The sequence below is a fragment of the Nocardiopsis sp. RV163 genome (assembly GCF_001029525.1).
Classification (GTDB): domain Bacteria; phylum Actinomycetota; class Actinomycetes; order Streptosporangiales; family Streptosporangiaceae; genus Nocardiopsis; species Nocardiopsis dassonvillei.
Window position 1 is genome coordinate 1 of the sequence record NZ_LEKI01000078.1, and the last position, 24573, is coordinate 24573.

A 24573-nucleotide genomic window follows, 5' to 3' on the forward strand; every position below is an offset into this window, starting at 1 on the left:
GGAGTGAGGCGGGGCTGCGGGCGGCGCCCCGCCTCACTCCCCCGCGTGGGCGGTGGGCAGCGGGCGCGGGTAGGGGCGGCCGATCCCGTAGCCCTCCGCGAGGGCGTCGGCGAAGGCCGCGGCGATCTTGACCTCCCCGCGCGCGTTGGGGTGGGTGCCGTCGTAGGTGTCGGCGGCCGCGTCCCAGTCCTCACCGCCCGCAACGTCCAGGCTGATCACCGGTGAGCGCTCCGTGGACATGTCGGCGGCGACCTCGCGGATCAGGACGTTGTAGGCGTACACGCGCAGGGCGAAGCCCTCGTCGGAGTCGGCCAGGGCGATGGGCGGGGTCTCGGCGAGCACGACGCGCAGGTGCGGGTTGGCCTCGCGCGCCGCCTCGACGTAGCCGCGCAGCCGGTACTCCATCTCCTCCATCGTGACCGGCCACAGGAGGTCGTTCACGCCGAGCATGGCGCACAGCACGTCCGGGCGGTGGACGCGGACGTCCTCCCGGATGGAGGAGGAGGCGTCGCGCAGGGTGCGGCCCCAAAGGGCGTTGTGGTCCTGGTCGAAGTCGGGGTCCCGGTACTCGGCGGTGTCCGGGTCGCCGTCCGCGCCCGGCCAGACGGCGCCTTCCTCGGGGATCTGCCCGTCGGGGGCGGAGGGGCCCTCCCCGGGGGGCGGCACGCCGTCGCCGCCCTCCTGGTAGTCCCCGGCCGGGTCTACGTCGGGGCTCGGCGTCGCCTCGTCCTCGGTGGTGGGGACCGGAAGGATCATGTCGCGGCTCGCGGGGTCGCTGTAGGGGCCGACGAAGTCCAACTCCTCCACGTGCGGGGAGAGGTGGTTCCACAGGTGGTAGCGCCAGGTCCGGTCGCCGTTGGCGCCCTGGGTCATCGAGTCTCCCGCCAGCATGATGCGGTGCGGTTCGCTCACGGATCCCCCTGTCGGTGTGCCGGTGCCGCCCTCGCCGCCGTCGGTGCGAGCGGCCGTCCAGTAGGCGCCCCCCGCGACCAGGAGCACGAGGGCGAGCGCGCCGACGAGGACGGGGGCACCGGTGCGGCGGCGTCGGGGGACGGTCAACGGACTGCCTTCCACTCGTGCGCGGGTCGGCGGCAGGGCGCCGCCGACCCCTTGGGCCGCGCGGGATCGGCGCGCGGAGCCGGGCTCTCAGTCGCGGGCCACCACGCGGTTGGTGATGGTGCCCAACCGCTCCACCGTGACCGCGACCTCCTGGCCAACCTCGACCGGGCCCACCCCGGCGGGGGTTCCGGTGAGGACCACGTCACCGGGGAGCAGCGTCATGAAGGAGGTGACGTAGGCGATGATGTCCGGGATGTCGTGGATCAACTGCGACGTGCGCCCGTCCTGGCGGGTCCGGCCGTCCACGGTGGTGGTGACGGCCAGGTCCTGCGCCTCCTCGATGCTCATCCCGGTGGTGATCCAGGGGCCGATGGGGCAGAAGGAGTCGAAGCCCTTGGCCCGCGTCCACTGCTTGTCCTTCTTCTGGAGGTCGCGGGCGGTGACGTCGTTGGCGACGGTGTAGCCGAAGATGACGTCCTTGGCGCGTTCGCGGGGCACCTCGCGGCAAGGGCGGGAGACGACGATGGCCAGCTCGCCCTCGTAGTCCACCCGCTCGGAGACGGCGGGGCGGAAGATCGGGTCGCGGGGCCCGGTCACGGCGGTGGAGGGCTTGAGGAAGACGACGGGCTCGTCGGTGGACTCCCCCGTGACGTCCTTCATCTCCGCGACGTGGTCCGCGTAGTTCTTGCCGATGCAGACCACCTTGGTCGGCAGCACCGGTGACAGCAGCCGGACGTCGGAGAGCTTGGCCCGCTCGCCGGTCAGCTGGATGTCGCCGATGAGGGGGTGGCCGCTCAGTCGGGCGACGAACTCCTCCCCGGTGTCGGAATCCTTCTCTACCAGGCCGAATCCGACCTCGTCACCGGACGCGAACCGCGCGATGCGCACCTGATGCCTCCCAGCAGCCCTGTTGTCTCGCTTGCGGTTGAAGGGTATCGGCGCGGCGGGCGACCGGGAGCGGTCGGGACCCGTCCGGGGGGAGTCGAAGGACACATCCGTACCGCGCCGCGGATGGAGCGAAAGCACATGGAAACCGCGAAAGACCGCAGGAAGTTCACGCCCTCCCATACCTGCTCTTCCCGGACACTGCCTTGGCCTTTCCTTGGGCCGGACTCTGGCATGCTGGGTCCGTCGTCCGCCGTCGAGAGGCTGGTTCCCGTGCCCACGTCCGCTTCGCCCGGGGGTCGCCCCCGTGCCCGGCACCGCAAGCGCCGCCGGTACCCGATGGGTCTGGCGCTGGGTCTGTGCCTGGTCTCCGGGGCCTCCACCGTGCTCATGGTGAGCGTGCCCGGATACGGGCCCGACCTCGGCGACCCCGCCGAGACCTCCGCGTCCGGACCGGTCGGCGACGGGGTTCCCGAGGGGGACGGCGACCGGAGCAACTCCGCGGGGGGACGGGACTCGGCGGGCGGGGCCGCCGAGCCCGGGACGGAGCCCTCCGGCGAACCCTCCGGGCGGGCGGAGGAGGAGACCCCGCTGCTGCTCCGCTCCGTGGAGGAGGAGGTCGAGAGCGCCGACGGCGAGTTCTCCGTGCTGGAGGGCGAGAGCGACGTCATGGGCGACGGGCCGGTGACCACCTTCGCGGTGGAGGTCGAGAAGGGGCTGCCCGGGGACTCCGGGGACTTCGCGGCCGCCGTGGAGGAGATCCTGGGCGATCCGCGCAGTTGGGGCGACGACGGCGGGCGCGCGATGCAGCGGGTGGACGGCGACGACGCCGACGTCCGCGTGCTCCTGGCCGCCCCGGACACCGTGGACCGGCTGTGCGCCCCGCTGAACACCGACGGGTACGTGTCCTGCGCGAACGGGAACCAGGCGATCATCAACCAGAACCGCTGGGTGTCGGGCGTCCCCCACTTCGAGGACGACTTGGAGACCTACCGGATCTACCTGATCAACCACGAGGTGGGCCACACTCTGGGCCACGGCCACGTGGACTGCCCCGGCGAGGGGGAACCGGCCCCGGTGATGCAGCAGCAGACCCTGGGCCTCCAGGGGTGCGAGCCCAACGGCTGGGTGCACCCCGGGAACGACTCCGAGGGCTGAGGGCCCGCCCGGAGGCCGTCCGTGCTTTTCCGGGCCGACCGCGCACACCCAATCCCGTGACTCTTTGCATCCATCCGGAAACGAAAAGCGACGGTCGGGCCGTCTTGGAGGGCGGCCACGGCCGGCGCGAGGGGGCGGGGCGATGATCGCCCCGCCCCCTCGTCCGCTCCCCGCCGTCCGCGAGGCCCCGGTTCCCGGGCGCCGCCGGTCAGTCCTGCGGGTAACCCTGGAGGAGGAGCCCGTAGGTGACGGCCTGTTCGAGGGCGACCCAGGACGCGTCGACGACGTTGGGCCCCACGCCCACCGTGGTCCACTCCCCCGACCCGTCGCTGAAGGTGACGAGGATGCGGGTGATGGCGTTGGTGCCGGAGCTGCCCTCCAGGATTCGGACCTTGTAGTCGGTCAGCTCCAGCCCGGCCAGCGCGGTGTACACGCTCTCCATGGCGCTGCGCAGCGCGCGGTCCAGGGCGTTGACGGGGCCGTTGCCCTCCGCGGTGGCGATCACGCGTTCGCCCTTGACCCGCAGCTTGACGGTGGCCTCGGTGAGGCTCTCGTAGTCGCTGGACAGGGGGCTGGAGCCGACCCGGGGGCGGCGTTCGGTGATGACGCGCCAGGACTCGGTGTCGAAGTAGCGGACCGGCCTCCCCAGTTCCTCGCGCAGCAGCAGGTCCAGGGAGGCGTCGGCGGCCTCGAAGCTGTAACCCGACAGCTCCAGGCCCTTGACCCGTTCCACGGCCCGCCCCGACAGGGCGCGGTCCCCGGACAGGTCCAGGCCCAGCTCCTCGGCCTTGAGTTCGATGGAGGCGCGCCCGGCCATGTCGGAGACGAGCATGCGCATGGTGTTTCCGACCAGCGCGGGGTCCGTGTGCTGGTACAGGTCGGGGTCGACCTTGATCGCGGAGGCGTGCAGCCCCGCCTTGTGGGCGAAGGCCGAAACCCCCACGTAGGGCTGGTGCGTGTCGGGGGTGAGGTTGACGATCTCGGCGACGGCGGTGGCCACCCGGGTCATCTCGGCCAAGCAGCCCTCGGGCAGGACCTCCCGACCGCGCTTGAGCGTGAGCGCGCCGACCACGGAGAAGAGGTTGGCGTTGCCGACCCGCTCGCCGTAGCCGTTGGCGGTGCACTGCACGTGGGTGGCGCCCGCGTCCACGGCGGCGAGGGTGTTGGCGACGGCGCAGCCGGTGTCGTCCTGGGCGTGGATGCCCAGGCGTGCGCCTGTGGCCTCGCGGACCTCGGTGACGATACGGGTGACGTCGGTGGGGAGCATGCCGCCGTTGGTGTCGCACAGGACGACGACGTCGGCGCCGGCACCGGCGGCGGCGCGGACCACGTCGAGCGCGTGGTCGGGGTTGTGGAGGTATCCGTCGAAGAAGTGCTCGCAGTCCACGAACACGCGTTGGCCGTGTTCGCTCAGGTGGGAAACCGTATCGGCGATCATGGCGAGGTTCTCGTCCAGCGTCGTGCGCAGCGCGCGCTCGACGTGCCGGTCGTCACTCTTGGCGACAAGGGTGACGACCGGTGCGCCGCTGTCACGCAGTGCGGCCACCTGCGGGTCGTCGGCGGCCCGCACACCGGCACGGCGGGTCGCGCCGAACGCGGTGAGTTGCGCGTGCTCCAGCGTCAGCTCTCGTGAAGCCCGCTGGAAGAACTCGGTGTCCTTGGGGTTGGCCCCCGGCCACCCTCCCTCGATGAACGCCACCCCGAAGTCGTCCAGCAGCTTCGCGATGGCCAGCTTGTCGGAGACCCGCAGGTTGATGCCCTCGCGCTGGGCCCCGTCGCGCAGCGTGGTGTCGAAGACGTGGAAACTGTCGTCCCTCATGGGTGGAACTCCCGAAGGTGGATGCTGTGATGTGGCCGACCGGGCCCCGCCAACAAAAAAGACCCCTCGTGGACACGAGAGGTCAGCGCGCTGGCGGCGTCCGATGGTCAGCCAGCGCGCCTCACGATAATGAGCACCTGAGACGGCATGAGGTCAGTGTGCCACACGGTGGCGGAGTTCTCGGTGCTCACCGGCAGATTGTCCCACCATGCGAGACGCTGGTTTCTCACACCGGACATACCTGACGCCTCGCCGCAGGCTCCCCCAGGCACCGTCGTCCCGCGTGGACCGCCTCGGAGCACGCCGTCCCGGCACGAGCGGGCCGACGCGGCGAGGTGACCGACGTCACCGGGGGAGGGCCGGGGCGGGCCGCCCGGGGAGGACGGCCCGCAGGGGCCGCGTCAGAACCGGGTGATCCAGCCGTACTCGTCGGCGCGCAGACCCGTCTGGATGCCCACCAGCTCCTCGCGCAGGCGCATGGTGACCGGGCCCGGGGCGCCGTCTCCGACGGTGAACTCGCCGTCGTCGCCCTTGACCCGGCCGACGGGGGTGATGACGGCCGCGGTGCCGCAGGCGAACACCTCGGTGAGCTCGCCGGACTCGGCCGCCTCGCGCCACTCGTCGGTGGAGATGGGCGCCTCCTCGGCCGGGATGCCGAGGTCGGGGGCCAGCGTCAGCAGCGACTCGCGGGTGATGCCCGGCAGCAGGGTCCCGGTCAGCGGGGGCGTGCGCAGCCGCGCGTTCTCACCGGAGCCGAACACGAACCACAGGTTCATGCCGCCCATCTCCTCGACCCAGCGGTGCTCGCGGGCGTCGAGCCAGACCACCTGGTCGCAGCCCTGCTCCACCGCCTGCGCCTGGGCGAGGAAGCTCGCCGCGTAGTTGCCCGCGAACTTGGCCGCGCCCGTGCCGCCCGGAGCGGCGCGCGTGTAGTCCCTGGAAAGCCACACCGTCACCGGCTGGACGCCGCCCGAGAAGTAGGAGCCGACCGGCGAGGCGATCAGCAGGTAGACGTAGGAGCGGGACGGGTGGTTGACGCCCAGGCCGACGTCCGTGGCGACCATGAACGGGCGCAGGTACAAGCTGAAGCCCTCCCTGGTCGGCACCCAGTCGCCGTCGTGCTCCAGGAGGAGTTCGATCGACTTGAGGAAGAGCTCCTCGGGGAGCTCGGGCATCGCCATGCGCGCCGCGCTGCGGTTGAAGCGGGCCGCGTTGGACTCGGGGCGGAAGGAGGCGAGCGAGCCGTCGGGGTGCCGGTAGGCCTTGAGTCCCTCGAAGATCTCCTGGGCGTAGTGGAGGGCGGCGGTGGCCGGGTCCAGGCTCAGCGGACCGTACGGCTCCAGCTTCGCGTCGTGCCACCCCTTCCCCTCGGTGTAGTGGATGCTCACCATGTGGTCGGTGAACACCTGGCCGAACCCGGGACTCTCCAGCAGTGCCTCTCGTTCCTGCGGGGTCTTCCGCCTGTCGGAGAGCTGGATGTCGAACGTCAACCCGCTTGTGGTGGTGTCGTTGTTCATGTTGTCGGTGGTCCTCTCGGGTGCATCAGGCCGGCAGCATCGCCGGCCTGGAATCTAGTCTGTCTGAAGAGCGCACCCGGTGCCAGAGCAGGAGTGACGCACGCGGGGCGGAGCCGCTCGGGGAGCGGAGCCGCGCGCGGACACGGCGAAGGGCGCGCTCGGTGACCCGGGCGCGCCCGTCGACGGTGGAGGTGGACCGTGCCGTCAGCCGCGCCGCAGGGAGGGCAGGGCTTCCGGCGTGTGCGTCAGCCCTGCTCGGCTACTCGCGCGGCGAGGTCGTCGCCGATCTGGGAGGTGGAGCGGACCGCGCCGTTCTGGGCGCGGGTCTTGAGGTCCGTGGCGACCGCGGCCTCGATCCGGCGGGCCGCCTCGGGCACTCCGAGGTGCTCCAGCATGGTCGCGGCCGAGAGCACCGTGGCGGTGGGGTCGGCCTTGCCCTGGCCCGCGATGTCGGGCGCGGAGCCGTGGACGGGCTCGAACATGCTGGGGAAGGTGTTGTCCGGGTTGATGTTGCCGCTGGCGGCCAGCCCGATGCCGCCGGTGATGGCGGCGCCGATGTCGGTGATGATGTCGCCGAAGAGGTTGTCGGTGACCACCACGTCGAAGCGGGCGGGCTGGTTGACGAAGAACATCGACGCGGCGTCGACGTGGCAGTAGTCCACGGCGACCTGCGGGTACTCGGCGCCGACCTCCCGGACCACGCGCTGCCACAGCTCACCGGCGAAGGTCAGGACGTTGTCCTTGTGGACCAGGGTGAGCTTGCGGCGGGGGCGGGAGGCGGCCTTGTCGAAGGCGTAGCGCACGACGCGCTCCACCCCGAAGCGGGTGTTGACGCTGTCCTGGGTGGCGATCTCGTGCGGGGTGCCCTTGCGCAGGACGCCCCCGGCACCCGCGTAGGGGCCCTCGGTGCCCTCGCGGACCACCAGCATGTCGATGTCCTCGGGGCCCACGCCCGCGAGCGGGCTGTCCACTCCCGGGTAGAGGCGGACGGGGCGCAGGTTGACGTAGTGGTCGAAGTCGAAGCGCAGGCGCAGGAGGAGGCCGCGCTCCAGGACGCCGCTGGGGACCGACGGGTCGCCGACTGCGCCGAGGTAGATGGCCTCGTGCCCGGCCAGCTCGGCCCCGACCGAGTCGGGCAGGGTCTCACCGGTGCGGTGCCAGAGCCTAGCGCCCAGCTCGTACTCGGTGGTCTCCACTGCGAGGTCGTGCTGGGAGGCCGCGACCTCCAGCACCTTGAGCCCTTCGGCGATGACCTCGGGACCGATCCCGTCGCCGGGAATGACCGCCAGTTTCACGGTGCGCGCTGCCATACGGACTGCCTCTGCTTCGACACGGCCCCACCGGCCGCTTCTCATATGGTGAGACCAGAATGAACACTGAATGAGACAACCCTACCGCCCCGGCGGAGTGCGGGCGCCTCCGGCCGGGGGTTCGCGCGGCCGTCTTCCCAGCCGGGGCTCAGGCCCGCCGGTTGAGGGCGTCCTGCAGGGCGCGGTTGATCTCGTCCTGGGAGTCGGGCGCGGACGGGTACTCGATCATGTCGTACATGCGATCCTCCGGATGCTTTGCGTGACCGGAGCCGGGAACGGCTCGGCCAGGGAATGCTCTGCGGCGAGGTGCACTACGGGACCGGGGTTCGGGGCGGATCGCGCCGAACGGCGGCGGAGCGCGGAACGTGGGCGACGGTGTCCACGGAGACGAGGAGCCCTCCGGGCGGGATCGACCGCTGTGGAACGCCCGCACGGGCCCCGGTGGGGGCGCTCGTGGCGCCGGGCGGCGACCCCCGGCTGTGGAACCGGTGCCGCTGACTCCTAGGACCTCAGAATATCGGATGTCCAACTACATGGCCAGGGTTTCTCACCATACGAGACGTCGAGATGTCTCCGCTGGTCAGGACCCGGCCCCGCCGGACCTCGATTTGCACCACAACCACGCAGACATGAAGAAAACACGCGAAGGGCGCACGACTCACCGCGCCGCGCGGTCCCCGGACAGCACGAGGGGCCGCACCGCGCGCGGCGCCCGTAGGCGCCGAACGCGGTGCGGCCCCCGCCGCGACCGCCAGGGAGGAACCTCCGGGCTCCCCTAGGCGGTGTTCTTCGGACCTCCGCTTCGCTCCGGCCCGTGTTCGGGCGCACGGAGCACGGGAACCTTCGGCTCCTACGGCGGGTTCGCTCGTTGCTCACGCACCCGCCTCCGCCACCTCCGGAACCCCGTGGGCGCCCGAACCAACCCCCCACAAGCCGAGGCCGGTACAAAAAACAGACCCTAGTCCTCCAGGTCGACCTGGCGGCTGACCTCGGCGTCGATCTCGGCGGAGATCGAGGCGAGGGTGTCGTCGGGGACCGCGGAGTCCACGGTGAGCGCGATCAGCGCCTTGCCGCCCTCCTGGTCCCGGATGACCTGCATGCCCGCGATGTTGACACCGGCGTCGCCCAGCAGGGCCCCGACCGTGCCGACCACGCCGGGGCGGTCCTCGTAGGACAGGAACACCATGTGCTCGGCCAGGCCGATCTCCATGGTGTAGTTGTTGATCTCCACCAGCTTCTCGACCTGGCGGGGACCGGTCAGGGTGCCCGAGACCGACACCCGGGTGCCGTCGGCCAGCACGCCGCGGACCGTGATGAGGTTGCGCCAGTCGGTGTTGTCGTCACTGGTGACGAGGTTGACCTCGACACCGCGCTCCTTGGCGAGCAGCGGGGCGTTGACGAAGGTCACGGTGTCCTCGACCACGTCGGCGAACACGCCCTTGAGGGCGGCCAGTTCCAGCACCTTGACGTCGTGCGAGGCGATCTCGCCGCGCACCTCGACGTCAATGCGGCTGGCGATGGTGCCCGCGAGGGAGGTGAACACGCGGCCGAGCTTCTCGGTCAGCGGCAGGCCCGGCTTGACGTCCTCGGCCACGCCGGTGCCCTGGACGTTCACGGCGTCGGGGACGAACTCGCCGGAGAGGGCCAGCTTGACCGAGCGGGCGACCTGGGTGCCCGCCTTCTCCTGGGCCTCGGCGGTGCTGGCACCCAGGTGGGGGGCCACGACCACGCTCTCGAACTCGAAGAGGGGGCTGTCGGTGCACGGCTCCTTGGCGAACACGTCGATGCCCGCGCCCGCCACGCGGCCGTCCTTGAGGGCCCGGTAGAGCGCGTCCTCGTCCAGGATGCCGCCGCGCGCGGCGTTGATGACGCGCACGGTGGGCTTGACCTTGCTCAGGGCCTCGTCACCGATAAGGCCCACCGTGTCCTTGTTCTTGGGCAGGTGGATGGTGATGAAGTCCGAGCGCTCCAGCAGCTCGTCCAGCGTGGTCATCTCCACGCCGATCTGGGCCGCGCGGGCGGGCTGCACGAAGGGGTCGTAGGCGATGACCTGGGTTCCGAAGGCCGACAGGCGCTGCGCGACCAGGGCGCCGATGCGGCCGAGGCCGACGATGCCGACGGTCTTCTCGTAGAGCTCGACGCCGGTGTACTTGGAGCGCTTCCACTCGCCGTTGACCAGGGCGTTGTGCGCCGGGGCGGTGTTGCGCGCGCTGGCCAGCAGCAGGTTGATGGCCTGCTCGGCGGCGCTGATGATGTTGGAGGTGGGCGCGTTGACAACCAGGACGCCGGCCTTGGTGGCGGCGTCCACGTCCACGTTGTCCAGACCGACTCCGGCACGGGCCACCACCTGGAGGCGTGAGGCGGCGGCGATCGCCTCGGCGTCCACCTGCGTCGCGCTGCGCACGATGAGGGCGTCGACGTCGGCGAGGGCGGGCAGGAGCTGGGACCGGTCGGCGCCGTCGACGTGGCGTACCTCGAAGTCCTCCTCGAGCAGGGCGATTCCGGCGGGCGAGAGCTTTTCCGCTACGAGTACGGCGGGTTTGGGCACAACGGTTCCTTTTCGGGTGGTGCGGCCCGACCGCGCAGGTGGTGGGCTCTGCCCGGATCGGGGGTGACGGCTGGTCGAAAGTCTACCGGCGGGGTAGGGAAGCCCGACGGGGACGGGTGGCCAAGAGCCGCCCGCCCCCGTGGTCCGTCCTTCGGATAGGCCTCAGCGCAGTGGGTTGTTCGGGAGCCCACGGGGTTCCGGAGGCGGCGCAGGTGAGACCGCGAGGAACGAGCCGTCTCACCGAAGACACCGGGGGTTCCCGTTCTCCGGGCGCCCGGACGGGGGCCGAAACGAAGCGGAGGCCGAAAGGAACTAGGCCTTGAGCCAGCTCATCAGCGGGCGCAGCTCCGCGCCCACCTTCTCGATCTGCTCGTTCTGCTCGGCCTCGCGGCGCTTGGTGAAGGTCGGCTGCCCGGCGTCGAACTCCTCCATGAGCTCCTTGGCGTAGGAACCGTCCTGGATCTCGCCGAGGATCTTGCGCATCTCCTGGCGGGTCTGCTCGGTGATCAGGCGCGGGCCGCGGGTGTAGCCGCCGTACTCGGCGTTGTCCGAGACCGACCAGTTCATCTTGGAGATGCCGCCCTCGTACATGAGGTCCACGATGAGCTTGAGCTCGTGCAGGCACTCGAAGTAGGCGATCTCCGGCTGGTAGCCCGCCTCGACCAGGGTGGCGAAACCGGCCTTGACCAGTTCCTCGGTGCCACCGCAGAGCACGGCCTGCTCACCGAACAGGTCGGTCTCGGTCTCCTCGGTGAACGTGGTCTTGATGACGCCGGCCTTGGTGCCGCCGATGCCCTTGGCCCAGGACAGCGCCAGGTCCCAGGCCTGCCCGCTGGCGTCCTTCTCGACCGCGACCAGGCAGGGCACGCCGCGCCCGGCCTCGTACTGGCGGCGGACCAGGTGGCCCGGGCCCTTGGGGGCGACCATGGCCACGTCCACGCCCTCGGGCGGGGTGATGAGGCCGTAGCGGATGCTGAAGCCGTGGCCGAAGAAGAGCGCGTTGCCCGCCTCCAGGTTCGGCGCGATCTCGGCCGCGTACAGGTCCCGGTGGATGTGGTCGGGGACCAGGATCATGATGACGTCGGCCTCGCGGGTGGCCTCCGCGGGGGTGAGGACGCGCAGGCCCTCCTCCTCGGCCTTGGCCCGGCTCTTGGACCCCTCGGCGAGGCCGATCCGCACGTCCACACCCGAGTCGCGCAGCGACAGCGCGTGCGCGTGGCCCTGGCTGCCGTAGCCGATCACGGCGACCTTCCTGCTCTGGATGAGCGAGAGGTCGGCGGCGTCGTCGTAGTACATCTGTGCTGCCACTTGGGGTTGCTCCTTGTTTCTCAGTTTCGTGCGGGACGCGGCGGGGTCCGTGCGCGTCCGGGCCCCGGGTCGGGGTTCGGGCGCCTACGGGTTTCCGGAGGCGGCGGAGGCGTGTTCGCGGGGAACGGGCCGACACGCCGTAGGCGCCGAAGGTTCCCGTTCTCCGGGCGCCCGAACCAGCGAGCGGAGCGAGTCGGGAAACACCGCTACGCGCTGCGCTCGACCGTGCGGAGGGATCGGTCGGTGATCGACCGGGGTCCGCGTCCCAGGGCGACCAGCCCTGATTTGACGAGTTCCCGGATGCCGAACGGCTCCAGGTTCCTGACCAGGGCATCGAGCTTCTCGGGGTCGCCGGTGGCCTCGATGACGACGACGTCCGGGCTGACGTCCACGACGTGCGCGCGGAACAGCTCGGCCGTCTGTAGCACGTGGGTGCGGCTGGACGCGTCGGCCTTGACCTTGACGAGCAGGAGCTCGCGCCGGACCGACGCGGTGGTGTCCATCTCCACGATCTTGACGACGTTGACCAGCTTGTTGAGCTGTTTGGTCACCTGCTCCAAGGGGTGGAGGTCGCAGTTGACCACGATTGTCATCCGGGACAGTCCTGGGTACTCGGTGTTGCTCACACTGAGCGAGTCGATGTTGAAGCCTCGACGGGAGAAGAGGGCGGAGGCGCGGGCGAGGATACCCGGGGTGTCCTCCACCAGAACGGAAAGCGTATGACTGCTCATGGTGGTTCCGCCTGTTCCTCTTAGTCCTCGTGTTCCCAGTTCGGCGCCATGTCGCGCGCGTACTGGATGTTGTCGTTGCTGACGCCGGGGCCGACCATCGGCCAGACCATGGCGTCGTGGTTGACGGTGAAGTCCACGACGACGGGGGCGTCGTCGATCGCCATGGCCTTCTCGATGGTGGCGTCGATGTCCTCGGCTCGCTCGCAGCGCAGGCCGACACAACCGTACGCCTCCGCGAGGCGGACGAAGTCGGGGATGCGGACCTTCTCGTCGCGCGGGGCGGTCTGGAGGTCGGTGTTGGAGTAGCGGCCCTCGTAGAACAGGGTCTGCCACTGGCGGACCATGCCCAGGTTGCCGTTGTTGACCACGGCGACCTTGACCGGGATGCCCTCGATCGCGCAGGTGGCCAGCTCCTGGTTGGTCATCTGGAAGCAGCCGTCGCCGTCGACCGACCACACGGTCCGGTCGGGGTCGCCGACCTTGGCGCCGAGCGCGGCGGGGACGGAGAAGCCCATGGTGCCCAGGCCGCCGGAGTTGACGAAGGAGCCGGGGCGCTCGTAGTCGATGAACTGGGCGGCCCACATCTGGTGCTGGCCCACGCCCGCGACGTAGGTGGCCTCCGGGCCGACGATCTTGCCCAGGCGCTCGATGACCGCCTGCGGGGACAGGCTGCCGTCCTCGGGCGCCTCGAAACCCTTGGGGTAGGTGTTGCGCAGGCGGTTGAGCTGCTGCCACCAGGCCGCGTAGTCGCCCTGGCGGCCCTTCTCCTGGTCGGCGCGCACGGCCACGACCAGGTCGGCGAGGACCTCGCGGCAGTCGCCGACGATGGGCACGTCGGCGTGGCGGTTCTTGGAGATCTCGGCCGGGTCGATGTCGGCGTGGACGATCTTGGCGTCTGGGGCGAAGCTGTCCAGGCGTCCGGTGACGCGGTCGTCGAAGCGGGCGCCCAGGGCGACGATGAGGTCGGCCTTCTGGAGGGCGCCGACGGCGGCGACGTCGCCGTGCATGCCGGGCATGCCCACCGACTGCGGGTGGCTGTCGGGGAAGACGCCGCGGGCCATCAGCGTGGAGACGACGGGGGCGCCGGTGAGCTCGGCCAGGACGCGCAGCTCGGCGGAGGCGCCGGCGCGCAGGACGCCGCCGCCGACGTAGAACACCGGGCGCCGGGCCTCGGCGATCATGCGGGCGGCCTCGCGGACCTGCTTGCCGTGCGGCTTGGTGACCGGGCGGTAGCCGGGCAGTTCGAGGCGCTCGGGCCAGACGAACTCGGCGGAGTTCTGCAGGGCGTCCTTGGAGATGTCGACCAGGACGGGGCCGGGGCGTCCGCTGGAGGCGATGTGGAAGGCCTCGGCGACGATCCGCGGGATCTCGCGCACGTCCTTGACCAGGAAGTTGTGCTTGGTGATCGGCATGGTGATGCCGCAGATGTCGGCTTCCTGGAAGGCGTCGGTGCCGATCATCGGGGCGGCGACCTGGCCGGTGATGGCGACCATCGGGACCGAGTCCATGTGCGCGTCGGCGAGGGGGGTGACCAGGTTGGTGGCGCCGGGCCCGCTGGTGGCCATGCACACCCCCGGGCGGCCGGTGGCGTAGGCGTAGCCCTCGGCGGCGTGACCGGCCCCCTGCTCGTGGCGCATGAGGATGTGGCGCACCTTGGCCGAGTCGTAGAGCGGGTCGTAGGCCGGGAGGATGGCGCCGCCGGGAATCCCGAAGACAGTGTCAACGCCGACCTGTTCCAGCGACCTGATCAGCGATTGGGCGCCGGTCATCTGCTCGGTCATCTCAAGATCCTTCAGCGAGGGTCAGAGCGGCACGGGGGCTCTGGCCTGGTGGGTCTGACTCTGGGCCTGGCAATAAAAAAACCCCCACCGCCGACGGCGGTTGAGGGGTGGCGCGCAGCAGAGGAAACTCAGCGGGCTGCGCGCCGACCAAGTACGAGAATCAGGGAGTTGCTCTGCATGATGACCACATTGGCCGACGGAGAGGGCACCCGTCAACCAGAACGACATATTGTCTCGATTAATGAGACGGAAATGTCAGCATGCGGCACCCCTCGATGACACGACAACCCCTACGAACTGGGCGAATGCTGACAAGTCACCCCGGTTTCGTGTGACGCACACCGCACGGGCGGCGGTCCGGGGTCCGCGGAGTGGAACGGGGCTCGCGGTCAGCGCGTGTCCGTCCCCGCCCGTTCGGGTGGAGGGGTCCTCGGCGCCGTCGACCTTTGCCGCCCGGCGGACCCGCCGGTTCAGCTCGTCGAGGTCCGAGGACGCGTCGACCCGCCCGCGCGCCTCGTTCGACACCGCGACACCCCGGGGTTCCAGCACACCCGGGATCGTTTCGATCCGGCCCTGACCGGCCGCCCCTTCCGAGAGGGGCGGCCGGTCAGGGCCGGTCCGGAACCCTTGGCCACGCACAGCCACGACCTCATGCAGGGAGCTCAGGGCGGTCGCGGGCGGGACGCGGTCAGCGTTCCGCCCTTTCAGAGGCTGACCCCGGCCTCGCCGCCGACGAGCGACTCCACACCGCTCGCGGGCATGGGCCGGGCCACCAGGAACCCCTGGCCGTGGTCGCAGCCCATGGCGCGGAGCTGCTCCAGCTGCTCGGAGCGCTCGATGCCCTCGGCCACCACCTGCACGCCCAGGTCGCGCCCAAGCTGGATGATCGTGTGCGTGAGGAGCGTCACCGTGTCGTCGCGGCCCAGGTCCGCCACGAACGACGGGTCGATCTTGATCGCGTCCACGCTCAGCCTGCGCAGGTGGGCCAGGGACGCGTAACCCATCCCGTAGTCGTCGATGGCCAGCCGCACGCCGAGCTCGCGCAGCTCGCCCAGGCGCTGCACCGCCTCCCCGCCGTCGTCGAGCAGGACCTCCTCGTCGACCTCCAGGGTCAGCACCTCGGCCGGAAGCCCCGACTCGGCGAGGATCCCCGCCACCGACTCCACGAAGCGCGGCGACAGAACCTGCTTGACCGACAGGTTCACCGACAGGCCGATGTCCCAGTCCGAGAGCCGCCACACCGAGACCTTCCCGCAGGCCTCGCGCAGGATCCGCTCGCCCAGCGGCACGATCAGGCCCGACTCCTCGGCCGCGCCGATGAAGTCCTCGGGGCCGACCGTCTCGCCGTCGCGGTCCCAGCGCACCAGAGCCTCCACAGAGGTCACCTGGGAGCTGCCCAGGTCCACGACGGGCTGGTACTCCAGGAAGAACTCGTCCTTGGCCAGCGCCTGGCGCAGGCGGATCTGGAGCTCCAGGCGCGAGACCACCGTGTCGTGCATGTGCGCGGCGTAGACCTCCACGTGGCCCGCCCCGCGCTCCTTGGCCCGGGTCATGGCCACGTCGGCGTTGCGCAGCAGCTCGCCGCTGTCGGTGATCGGCTCGGCGAAGGCCACGCCGATGCTGGCGGTCAGCATGATCTCCCGGTCGGCGACCGGGAACGGCTCCGAGGCGATCACCCTCCCCAGGCGCTCGGCCAGGTCCACCACCCGCTGGACACGGGGCACGTTCTCCACCAGCACCGCGAACTCGTCTCCGCCCCAGCGCGCCAGGGTGGCGTCGGAGTCCAACTCGCCGCGCAGCCTGCGGGCCGCCTGGCCGAGCAGGTGGTCGCCGCGCACGTGCCCGGCGGAGTCGTTGACCGCCGTGAACCCGTCCAGGTCCAGGAAGATCACCGCGACCTCGCCCGCGGGCTCCTCGTTGATCACCCGGTGCGCCAGGACGTCGCTGGCCCGCTCCTCCAGGTAGGCGCGGTTGGGGAGGCCGGTCACACCGTCGTGGAACGTCAGGTGCTCCACCTCGTCCTGGAGCGCCACCTGCGCGCTGATGTCGCGGGTGGTCACCAGCAGCCGGTCGGGCTCACCGGGCTGCTCGTACAGGGACATGGTGGACTCGGTGTGCCGCCAGGTCCCGTCGGCCGCCCGCACCCGCAGCCGCATGTGCACCCCCTGAGCGCCGCGCTCGGAGAACAGGTCGGTGACGGCCTTGGTGCGCCCCAGGTCCTCGGGGTGGATGAGCGCGGTGACGGGGGCGGCGAGCACGTCGTCGAGCCGGTAGCCGAAGGCCTCGGCCGTGCCCGGGCTGACGTAGTTCACGCCGCCGTCGCGGTCGAGCACGAGGATGACGTCGCCGCTGTTGCGCGCCAGCTCGTGGAAGTGGACCTCGCGGTTGCGCACCATCCGGGAGAGCGTGGCGTTCTCCTCCAGCATGCCCACCATGCGCACCAGGAGAACCACCACGGCGGTGCCCGCGGCCAGCGGCAGCACCGGCGCCACCCCAGGCAGGCGGAGCCCCGCCACGGTCAGCACCACAGCGGCCACGAACACGGCGCCGATCGCGGCGAGTTCGGGCGCGAACCGGTAGAGCCCCCGGCCGGTGATCCGGCGCGGGTCGGTGCCGGGCCGGTGCTCCACGAGCCACGGCAGGGCCCCCAGCAGGGCGAAGCCCAGGAACCTGACCGGGTGTTCGACGCCGCCGAGGACGGGCGGTCCGGTCAGGCGGGTGAGCGCGCCGAGGATGTCCGCCCCGGCTATGACGATGAGGGCGCCGATGGCCACCAGCACCGCGCGCCGCGTGCTGTGCGGCGACATGAAGACCAGCGGCACGAGCAGGCACAGCACGACGATGTCGGCGACCGGGTAGACCAGGGCGAAGCCCAGGAACCCGGCGCCCTCCCCGAGCTCCTGGTAGAGCGGGGAGAACAGCAGCAGCCAGACCACGGAGAAGACCGCGGCGGCGCACACGTAGCTGTCGGTGACGTGGCGCACGGCGGTCCGCAGTCCGCCCGGCCACGGCGCGAACTTGGTGAAACCGATCACGAAGAGTGGCAGGGCCGCGAGGGCGAAGAGGTCACCCAGAGTTAGCGACAGGGCCGTGGCGGAGCTGAACAGACGGATCAGACCGTGAGTGACGCCACCCGCGCACCATGCGAGCGCGGCGAAGCCGAGGTGGCGCAGGGCGGAGGGCCCGTCCGCGCCGTCGGCGTGGGCGTCCCGGTCGGCTCCGGTCGCCGCCCAGCGGCGCGAGGCGTAGAGCAGCGACAGCCCGGCGGCCCCGGCCGCGACGGACGTGGGCCACTCCGCGAGCGCGGCGGTCACGCTGGTCTGCGCCGTGGGGACCACGGTCCCCACCAGGTAGAGCAGGAACAGCACCGCCAGGGCCACGACCCACAGGCGGCGTGCCCGGGTTCCCATCACCGACCTCCCAGCGGGCACGTCACGGTCGACGCGGCGCCCTGCCGCGGTCACGCTCTCTCCTCGGACATGGAGCACCCACCTCGCGTCGTTCGAGTCCGGGCGCGGCACAGCACCCGGCACCGCGTCTGCCGCCCGGGGTCTCGCGGGACTGGGACGGGCCCGGCGGCGGAACGGCCCGGGGGACCGTACACGTCCCCGTGCGTCGCAACCCTACGCAACCAAGGTCACACAGCGATTGAGGACCGGATGAGAGATGAAGACGGAACGATCACACACAGTGATTTTCGACCCTCGTCCCTCCGGTACCCGCCCCGGCGCGTCGCGGCTCCGGCGGGGGCGGAGTGCCCGCTCCGTTTCCCGGAGCGCGGCACGGAACCGTGAAACGGGTCCCGGGCCCCTCCCGCCTACCCTGCGGCCCACGGCCCATGCAGGGTGCCACCCGGTACCGACAGAACGGGACGAAACGGGTGACAGGCGGCACGGGCTCCCCAAAGCGGCGGTCCGCGGAGCGCGTCCGCCGCGGGGAACGGACCTAGGGCGCCGGGCACGGGGCCCGGCGCGGCACGGAAGGGGGCGGTGACGGATCAGCTCGCGCCGAGTTTGGCCAGGATGAGCTCGCGGGCGCGTCCCGCGTCGGCCTGGCCGCGGGTCGCCTTCATCACGGCGCCCACCAGTGCGCCGGCCGCGGCGACCTTGCCGCCGCGCACCTTGTCGGCAGCGTCGGGGTTGGCGGCGATGGCCTCGTCCACGGCCGCGCCGAGGGCTCCGTCGTCGCTGACCACCTTGAGACCGCGGGCCTCGACCACCGCGTCGGGCTCACCCTCACCGGCCAGCACGCCCTCCACCACCTGGCGGGCGAGCTTGTTGGTGAGCGTGCCCTCGGCGACCAGCGCGATGACGCGCGCGACCTGCGCCGGGGTGATGGGCAGGGCGGCCAGCTCCACCTCCTGCTCGGTGGCGCGGCGCGACAGCTCGTTGAGCCACAGCTTGCGGGCCTCGGCCGACGGGGCGCCCTCGGCCACGGTCGCCGCGACCAGGTCGATGGCGTCGGCGTTGACCAGGTCGCGCAGTTCGGTGTCGGTGAGGTCCCACTCGGCGCGGATCCGGGCGCGCTTGGCGGCGGGCAGCTCCGGCAGGGTGGCGCGCAGCTCCTCCACCCACTCCGCCGAGGGCGCGACGGGCACCAGGTCGGGGTCGGGGAAGTAGCGGTAGTCCTGCGCCTCCTCCTTGGAACGGCCGGAGATGCTGCGGCCGGTGTTCTCCTGGAAGTGGCGGGTCTCCTGCACGACCTTCTGCCCGGCGTCGAGCACGCCCGCCTGGCGCTCGATCTCCGAGCGCACGGCGCGCTCGACCGAGCGCAGCGAGTTGACGTTCTTGGTCTCGCTGCGGGTGCCCCATTCCGAGGCGCCGCGCGGGTTGAGGGAGACGTTGACGTCGCAGCGCATGGAGCCCTCCTCCATGCGCACGTCGGAGATGCCCAGGGAGCGGACCAGGTCGCGCAGCTCGGCGGCGTAGGCGCGGGCGACCAGGGGCGCCAGGTCGCCGGTGCCGGTGACGGGCTTGGTGACGATCTCCAGCAGCGGGATGCCCGCGCGGTTGTAGTCGACGATGGAGTAGTCGGCACCGTGGATGCGGCCGGTGGCACCGCCCACGTGGGAGGTCTTGCCGGTGTCCTCCTCCATGTGGACCCGCTCGACGTCCACGCGGAACACTCGGGGACCGTCTGGGGTGTCGACGGTGACGTCGAGGTGGCCGTCGACGCAGATCGGCTCGTCGTACTGGGAGATCTGGTAGTTCTTCGGCATGTCCGGATAGAAGTAGTTCTTCCGGGCGAACCTGCCCCAGGGGGCTATGGAGCAGTTCAGCGCCAGGCCCAGCCGGATGGCGCCCTCGACCGCCTTCTCGTTGACGACCGGCAGGGAGCCGGGCAGCGCCAGGCAGACCGGGCACACCTGCGTGTTGGGGTCGGCGCCGAACGCGGTGGGGCAGGAGCAGAACATCTTGGAGGCGGTGCCCAGCTCGATGTGGGTCTCCAGGCCGAGGACGGGCTCGTACCTGGCCAGTGCCTGCTCGTAGGCCACCGGCGCAGGACCGCTGTTCGTGGCAGAGCTGGGACGTACCGCGTGGGCCATCGCCGCAAACCCGCTTCCGTAGACGACATACCTTCCAGCTCAGCCTACCGAGCGCGCGGGGGTGGGGTGCCCGGCAGCGGAGTCACGGCCAGGTCACCGGACATCACGGTCAGTACACGATTGGGACGCTGTCAGGGGGATGTCCGCTGCCGCCGGGTGCCGGACCGTTAGTCTGGGTGGCCCAGGAAGACTGTTTCGCCGGTGGCCCCGGACTGCGGCCGCCGCCTTCTCATGGGAGCGCACGAGCATGTCCGGCATCCTGCGTCGGTACGCCGCGCTGCTTTCCGCCTCGGCCCTGATCGGCACCCTGCTGGGTGCCCCGGCGGCCGGCGCCGACGACTTCTCACGCGTGGACCGCGACCCCGTCGAGGGCGCGCCGCTCGTGCTCGCCGACGGCAGGGAGGCCGACACGGCGCTGTTCAGCCTGCGCGTGGGCGAGCACGCCTCGGTCCGGGCCTACACGGTGACCGCGGACGAGGAGGTCCACCCGTACGCGGCCTACGTGGAGTCAGCTTGGTCGGACGTTCCGGAGTGGTCCGAAACCCCGCAGGAAACGGATCCCGCCGACCGGGCGTACTGGGTGGTGTCCAATTCCTATCCGACGGTCGGTCTGGAGTCCCTGCTGGAGGGGAGCGACCTGCCCCGCTTGGACGAGGCACGGGCAATCGCGGGCACCCAGGCCGCCCTGTGGCAGGTGCTGGAGGGGGTGCGGCCGGACCCCGACGCCAACGACCCGGGCGTCATGGCGCTGTACGACCACCTGGTGGAGGGCAGCGCGTCCGCGCCGGACAACACCGTCTCCCGGTCCCTGGCGGTGTCGCCGTCCCACGTGGAGGCGGCCGCCCCGGAGGAGCCGCTGGGTCCGTTGACCGTGCACAGCTCCGGAGCGGAGCCGGTGTCGGTGTCGGTGCGCGGCGCCCCGGCGTCGTGGCTGGTCGACGCGGAGGGGGAGCCGGTCACCCAGACGGGCGACGGCGAGCGGGTCTTCCTGGCCGTGGATCCGACGGTGCCGGCCGGCGTGGCGACCCTGCACCTGCAAGGGCGGGACTTCCCGCTGCCGCAGGGGCGCCTGTTCACCGGCAGGGACGGCGTGCGCACCCGCTCCCTGGTGACCGCGGAGGCGGGTTCGGCTACGAGTTCGGCCATCGCGACGTTCACGTGGCATCCGGAGCAGACCGAGGAGCCGGTGGCCGCGGCGAGCCCGGAGCCCGCGCCGGAGGAGGAGCCCCCCGCCCTGGAGGAGGCAGTCGAGGAGGAGGTTCCCACCGAGGAGATATCTCCCACAGCGGAGGACCGAATCCCCGAGGACGATCTGGCCCTCACCGGAACCTGGCTGTCCGGGCTGTTGGTCATCGCGGGGGCCCTGGTGGTATCCGGCCTGATCATCCTGGTTGTGGGACGCAAACGACGCGACTGACGAGGTTGGGGGACGCGGAAGTCCCGCTTTCGTTGCATAGCTTTTCGACATAATGCGGATCTACCTGCGAGGAATTTTTTCCTGGCCGTATCCGGTCACATTTTCCGCGAACCAGCTTGGAAGTAGCGAAGGGGATCGCTAGTATCAGGCGAGCGTTGGCCCCACGGCGAGCGCGACCGGCTCCCGCGTCACGGCGAGCCCCACCGGAAGATCGCGCCCACCCCACACGGCGCCACGATCCGAACCCGACGTGGTGACCCCCCGGAACGGGTGAACGCAGCAGGCGGCACCGGATTTCTCCCGGCGACCGTCGTGCCGTGGCCACCGCTGTCAGTCCCATCGGTTCCCGTCGTCCTTTGGGCAGGCATTTTTCCATCCGGTTACCCCTAGAACACACCGGGACACAATTTGAGTATCTCCTCCCTCCCCCGCACCGTCGGCCGCACCGGCCTGGCGGCCACCGCAGCCGCGTTCCTGGCCTTCGGCCTGGCCGCCCCCGCGGCCGCGGACCCCGACGCTTCCCCCACCCAGGCCGCGTACAACTACAACGCCGCCCGCGGCGTCACTGTCACGATGAGCGGCGAGGAAAACTCGGGCACCTCGCTGTTCGACCTGGATCTGGCCGAGGGGGGCACCCTCAAGACCTACTGCATCGACCTGAAGACCGAGATCCCGCGCGACTTGGAGACGGTCCCCTACGTCGAGGGCAACTGGGCCGACTATCCCGGCAAGGGCGACTTCGAGGCCGAGTCGGGCAAGGTGCTCTGGGTCCTCCAGAACTCCTACCCCACGCAGTCCGACCTGGGCGCCCTGGGCGGTCTGGCCGGTGTCGAGGGCCTGACCGAGGGGCAGGCGATCGCCGCCACCCAAGCCGCCATCTGGCGCTTCAGCAACGGCAGCAGCCTGGAAAACGTTCCGAGCGGGAACCAGGACCGAGACGGCACGCACAACAACAAGCGCAACGTCACTGCGCTCTATGACTACCTGGTGGGCGCGGCCGAGCCCGTCTCCGAGCCCGCCCCCGCCCTGAGCATCACCCCGGGTGAGGTCTCTGGCAACGCCGGTGAGATCGTCGGTGAGTTCACCGTCCAGACCAACGCCGCCGAGCTCCAGGTCATGGAGGCCGAGGAGAACCCCGAGGGCGTCGAACTGGTCTACGCCGAGAACGGTGAGCTCGTCGAGACCGTCAAGGACGGTGACGTCGTCGGCTTCCTCGTGCCCGAGGACGCCGAGGCTGGCCAGGCTGGATTCAGCCTCTCCGCCAGCACCACGTTCTTCGCCGGTCGCCTGTTCCAGGGCGACGGCTTGGAGACCCAGACCCTGATCACCGCCGAGGACGACGAGGTCACCGTCTCCGCCTCGGCCGTGGCCAGCTGGACCGAGGGCGGCGAGACCCCGCCGGAGTCCCCCGAGCCCAGCGAGCCGGAGTCCCCCGAGCCGAGCGAGCCCGAGAACCCCGAGCCGACCCCGAGCGACGAGCCCTCCGAGCCCGTCGACAAGCCCTCCGAGCCCGCCGACGACCAGAACGAGCCCACCCTGCCGGTGACCGGCGGCGCGCTCGCCGGCCTGGTCGCCGCCGGTGTGGCCGCCCTGGGTGCCGGTGGCGGCGCCATCTACCTGAGCCGCAAGCGCAAGGCCGCGGGCAGCCAGGACCTGGAGGGCTAACACCCCTCCCGCCGTCCGAGGACGGTGGAGCCTGAGGGCCCGTTTCCGTGGTCTCCCACGGAAACGGGCCCTTCGTGTCGTCCGACAGGCGAGCGGCCGTGCCCCGCAACCGTCCCCGGCGGAGGGCGACGACACCGCCGGGCGGCCGCCCGAGGGGTGGGAGTACGCGAATCGCGGCCTCGAAGTGCCCGTGGCGGCCGGCCGGGTGCGGGAACTGGTCGGCGACACCGAGCGCCCGGGCGAACGGGATCCGGCCGTCCGGTTCGTCGCGGCAGCTCGAAAACGGCGTCGTGGAGCCGAGCAGCGCAATCACGGAGGACGCGGTCAGGGAGTCGATCACACTCAGCGCGCCCGGCCGTGGGGTCACCTGGACGCGGGAGGGCGGGAGGCCCGGGTTCCTCAGGCACGGACCCCGCCCGGCCTCCAGGAACGAACCCGTCACGTTCTCCCGGAATTCATGTCCTCCACGCAGGAAGCGGACAACCCGGTGCGGGGGCTCGACGTCTTCTCTGTGAACTCCCATCGGACCGACCGGTCCGCCGCCCGGCGTTCCGACCCCGGTGGAAGACCCGGTTGGCTCACCTTGAGACCACCCACAGGAAAAGACGTGACGTACGTGTCCCTCCCCCATTCCGTCGGGCGCGCGACTCTCGCCGCCTCCGCCGCCGCACTCCTCGCCTTCGGGCTCGCCGCTCCGGCCTCCGCCGACCCGGTGGAGACCTACGAGGGCTCCGTCCGCGCCCAGTACCCCGCCACCGCGCAGAGCGGTCACGTCGTGACCATGCGGGGCGCCGAGCCCACCAGCGCCAGTCTGTTCGACCTGCGTCTGGAGAACGGCGACGTTCTCACGACCTACTGCATCGACTTCAGCACCGAGATCGTCGACCAGGCCTGGTACCTCGAGGACGAGTGGGCCAACTACCCGGGCAGGGGCGACTTCGCCGCGCCCGGCAAGGTGCACTGGATCCTCCAGAACAGCTACCCGAGCATCAGCGCGGCCGACCTGGCCGACGCGGCCCGGGTCAGGGGGCTGACCGACGCCGAGGCCCTGACCGCGACGCAGGCCGCGATCTGGCACTTCAGCAACGGCACTGAGCTGTCCCGGGTCACCGCGAACCCCGAGGTCGGCGGCAGGGTCGACAACGGTGCGGTGATCAAGGCCTACCGCTACCTGGTGGACGAGGCGGTGGAACTGGAGCAGGAGCCGGAACCCACGCTCAGCATCACCCCGCACCAGGCCACCGGCAGCCCGGGCGAGACGATCGGTGAGTTCCTCGTCGAGACCAGCGACGAGGACGGCATCGAGGTCAGCGTCCAGGCCCCCGAGGGCGTCGGGGTCGAGCTGATCGACCTGGAGAGCGGCGAGCCCGTCACCACGGTCGACAACGGCGACACCGTCGGCCTGGCCGTCCCGGAGGGCGCGGCGGAGGGCACCGCCTCCTTCTCCCTGGAGACCACGGCGACCGTGCGGTCGGGCCGCCTGTTCAAGGGCGAGGAGGAGTACCAGCCGACCCAGACCCTGATCACCGCCGAGGACAGTGAGGTCACCGTCTCCGCGTCGGCCTCGGTCTCCTGGACCGGCGGCGAGACCCCGCCGGAGTCCCCCGAGCCCAGCGAGCCGGAGTCCCCCGAGCCGAGCGAGCCCGAGAACCCCGAGCCGACCCCGAGCGACGAGCCCTCCGAGCCCGTCGACAAGCCCTCCCAGCCCGCCGACGACCAGAACGAGCCCACCCTGCCGGTGACCGGCGGCGCGCTCGCCGGCCTGGTCGCCGCCGGTGTGGCCGCCCTGGGTGCCGGTGGCGGCGCCATCTACCTGAGCCGCAAGCGCAA

General features: G+C 71.2%; 15 protein-coding genes. 4 read left to right on the forward strand and 11 right to left on the reverse strand.

Annotation, left to right across the window (positions count from 1 at the left end; all coding sequences use genetic code 11):
• Positions 1-33 precede the first annotated feature (33 nt).
• Both ABD54_RS15050 and ABD54_RS15055 read right to left on the reverse strand, forming a co-directional pair.
• Positions 34-1059, reverse strand: a complete 1026-nt coding sequence (locus tag ABD54_RS15050; RefSeq protein ID WP_047870111.1) for a GDSL-type esterase/lipase family protein — start codon at positions 1057-1059, stop codon at positions 34-36.
• Between the two features lie 87 nt (positions 1060-1146).
• On the reverse strand, positions 1147-1947 hold the full coding sequence (locus ABD54_RS15055) for a fumarylacetoacetate hydrolase family protein (protein ID WP_047870112.1): 801 nt from the start codon (positions 1945-1947) through the stop codon (positions 1147-1149).
• 336 nt (positions 1948-2283) lie between these two features.
• On the opposite strand from ABD54_RS15055, the gene ABD54_RS15060 reads away from it, so the two are divergent.
• Complete coding sequence (locus ABD54_RS15060; RefSeq protein ID WP_047870124.1) at positions 2284-3102, forward strand: DUF3152 domain-containing protein; 819 nt, start codon at positions 2284-2286, stop codon at positions 3100-3102.
• Between the two features lie 208 nt (positions 3103-3310).
• On the opposite strand, the gene cimA is transcribed toward ABD54_RS15060, so the two are convergent.
• The 9 genes from cimA to gatB all read right to left on the reverse strand — a co-directional run bounded on the left by cimA (position 3311) and on the right by gatB (position 19610).
• Positions 3311-4921: a citramalate synthase gene (cimA, locus tag ABD54_RS15065; protein WP_047870113.1), complete on the reverse strand. Its 1611-nt coding sequence runs from the start codon at positions 4919-4921 to the stop codon at positions 3311-3313.
• A 401-nt stretch (positions 4922-5322) separates the two neighbouring features.
• On the reverse strand, positions 5323-6438 hold the full coding sequence (locus ABD54_RS15070; RefSeq protein ID WP_047870114.1) for a branched-chain amino acid aminotransferase: 1116 nt from the start codon (positions 6436-6438) through the stop codon (positions 5323-5325).
• 245 nt (positions 6439-6683) lie between these two features.
• A complete protein-coding gene (locus ABD54_RS15075) occupies positions 6684-7748 on the reverse strand; it encodes a 3-isopropylmalate dehydrogenase (RefSeq protein WP_047870115.1) in 1065 nt (354 codons plus the stop codon).
• 958 nt (positions 7749-8706) lie between these two features.
• The gene (gene serA / locus ABD54_RS15080; RefSeq protein WP_047870116.1) at positions 8707-10296 is read right to left on the reverse strand and encodes a phosphoglycerate dehydrogenase; all 1590 of its coding nucleotides are present in this window, start codon (positions 10294-10296) and stop codon (positions 8707-8709) included.
• Between the two features lie 312 nt (positions 10297-10608).
• On the reverse strand, positions 10609-11604 hold the full coding sequence (gene ilvC, locus ABD54_RS15085) for a ketol-acid reductoisomerase (RefSeq protein WP_200904116.1): 996 nt from the start codon (positions 11602-11604) through the stop codon (positions 10609-10611).
• A 206-nt stretch (positions 11605-11810) separates the two neighbouring features.
• Positions 11811-12335, reverse strand: coding sequence for an acetolactate synthase small subunit (ilvN, locus tag ABD54_RS15090; RefSeq protein ID WP_013151229.1), 525 nt, complete (start codon positions 12333-12335; stop codon positions 11811-11813).
• A 20-nt stretch (positions 12336-12355) separates the two neighbouring features.
• Complete coding sequence (locus ABD54_RS15095; RefSeq protein ID WP_047870118.1) at positions 12356-14116, reverse strand: acetolactate synthase large subunit; 1761 nt, start codon at positions 14114-14116, stop codon at positions 12356-12358.
• A gap of 704 nt (positions 14117-14820) precedes the next feature.
• Positions 14821-17526 carry a bifunctional diguanylate cyclase/phosphodiesterase gene (locus tag ABD54_RS15100; protein ID WP_047870119.1) on the reverse strand — a complete coding sequence of 902 codons (2706 nt, stop codon included), beginning with the start codon at positions 17524-17526 and terminating at the stop codon, positions 14821-14823.
• A gap of 587 nt (positions 17527-18113) precedes the next feature.
• The gene (gatB, locus tag ABD54_RS15105) at positions 18114-19610 is read right to left on the reverse strand and encodes an Asp-tRNA(Asn)/Glu-tRNA(Gln) amidotransferase subunit GatB (protein WP_047870120.1); all 1497 of its coding nucleotides are present in this window, start codon (positions 19608-19610) and stop codon (positions 18114-18116) included.
• A gap of 298 nt (positions 19611-19908) precedes the next feature.
• Between gatB and ABD54_RS15110 the strand changes: the two genes are divergently transcribed.
• The 3 genes from ABD54_RS15110 to ABD54_RS15120 form a co-directional block, all read left to right on the forward strand.
• A complete protein-coding gene (locus ABD54_RS15110; protein ID WP_047870121.1) occupies positions 19909-21078 on the forward strand; it encodes a thioester domain-containing protein in 1170 nt (389 codons plus the stop codon).
• A 408-nt stretch (positions 21079-21486) separates the two neighbouring features.
• The gene (locus ABD54_RS15115; RefSeq protein WP_047870122.1) at positions 21487-22743 is read left to right on the forward strand and encodes a thioester domain-containing protein; all 1257 of its coding nucleotides are present in this window, start codon (positions 21487-21489) and stop codon (positions 22741-22743) included.
• 607 nt (positions 22744-23350) lie between these two features.
• The coding region (locus ABD54_RS15120) for a thioester domain-containing protein (RefSeq protein ID WP_047870123.1) at positions 23351-24573 on the forward strand (1223 nt) is incomplete at its 3' end.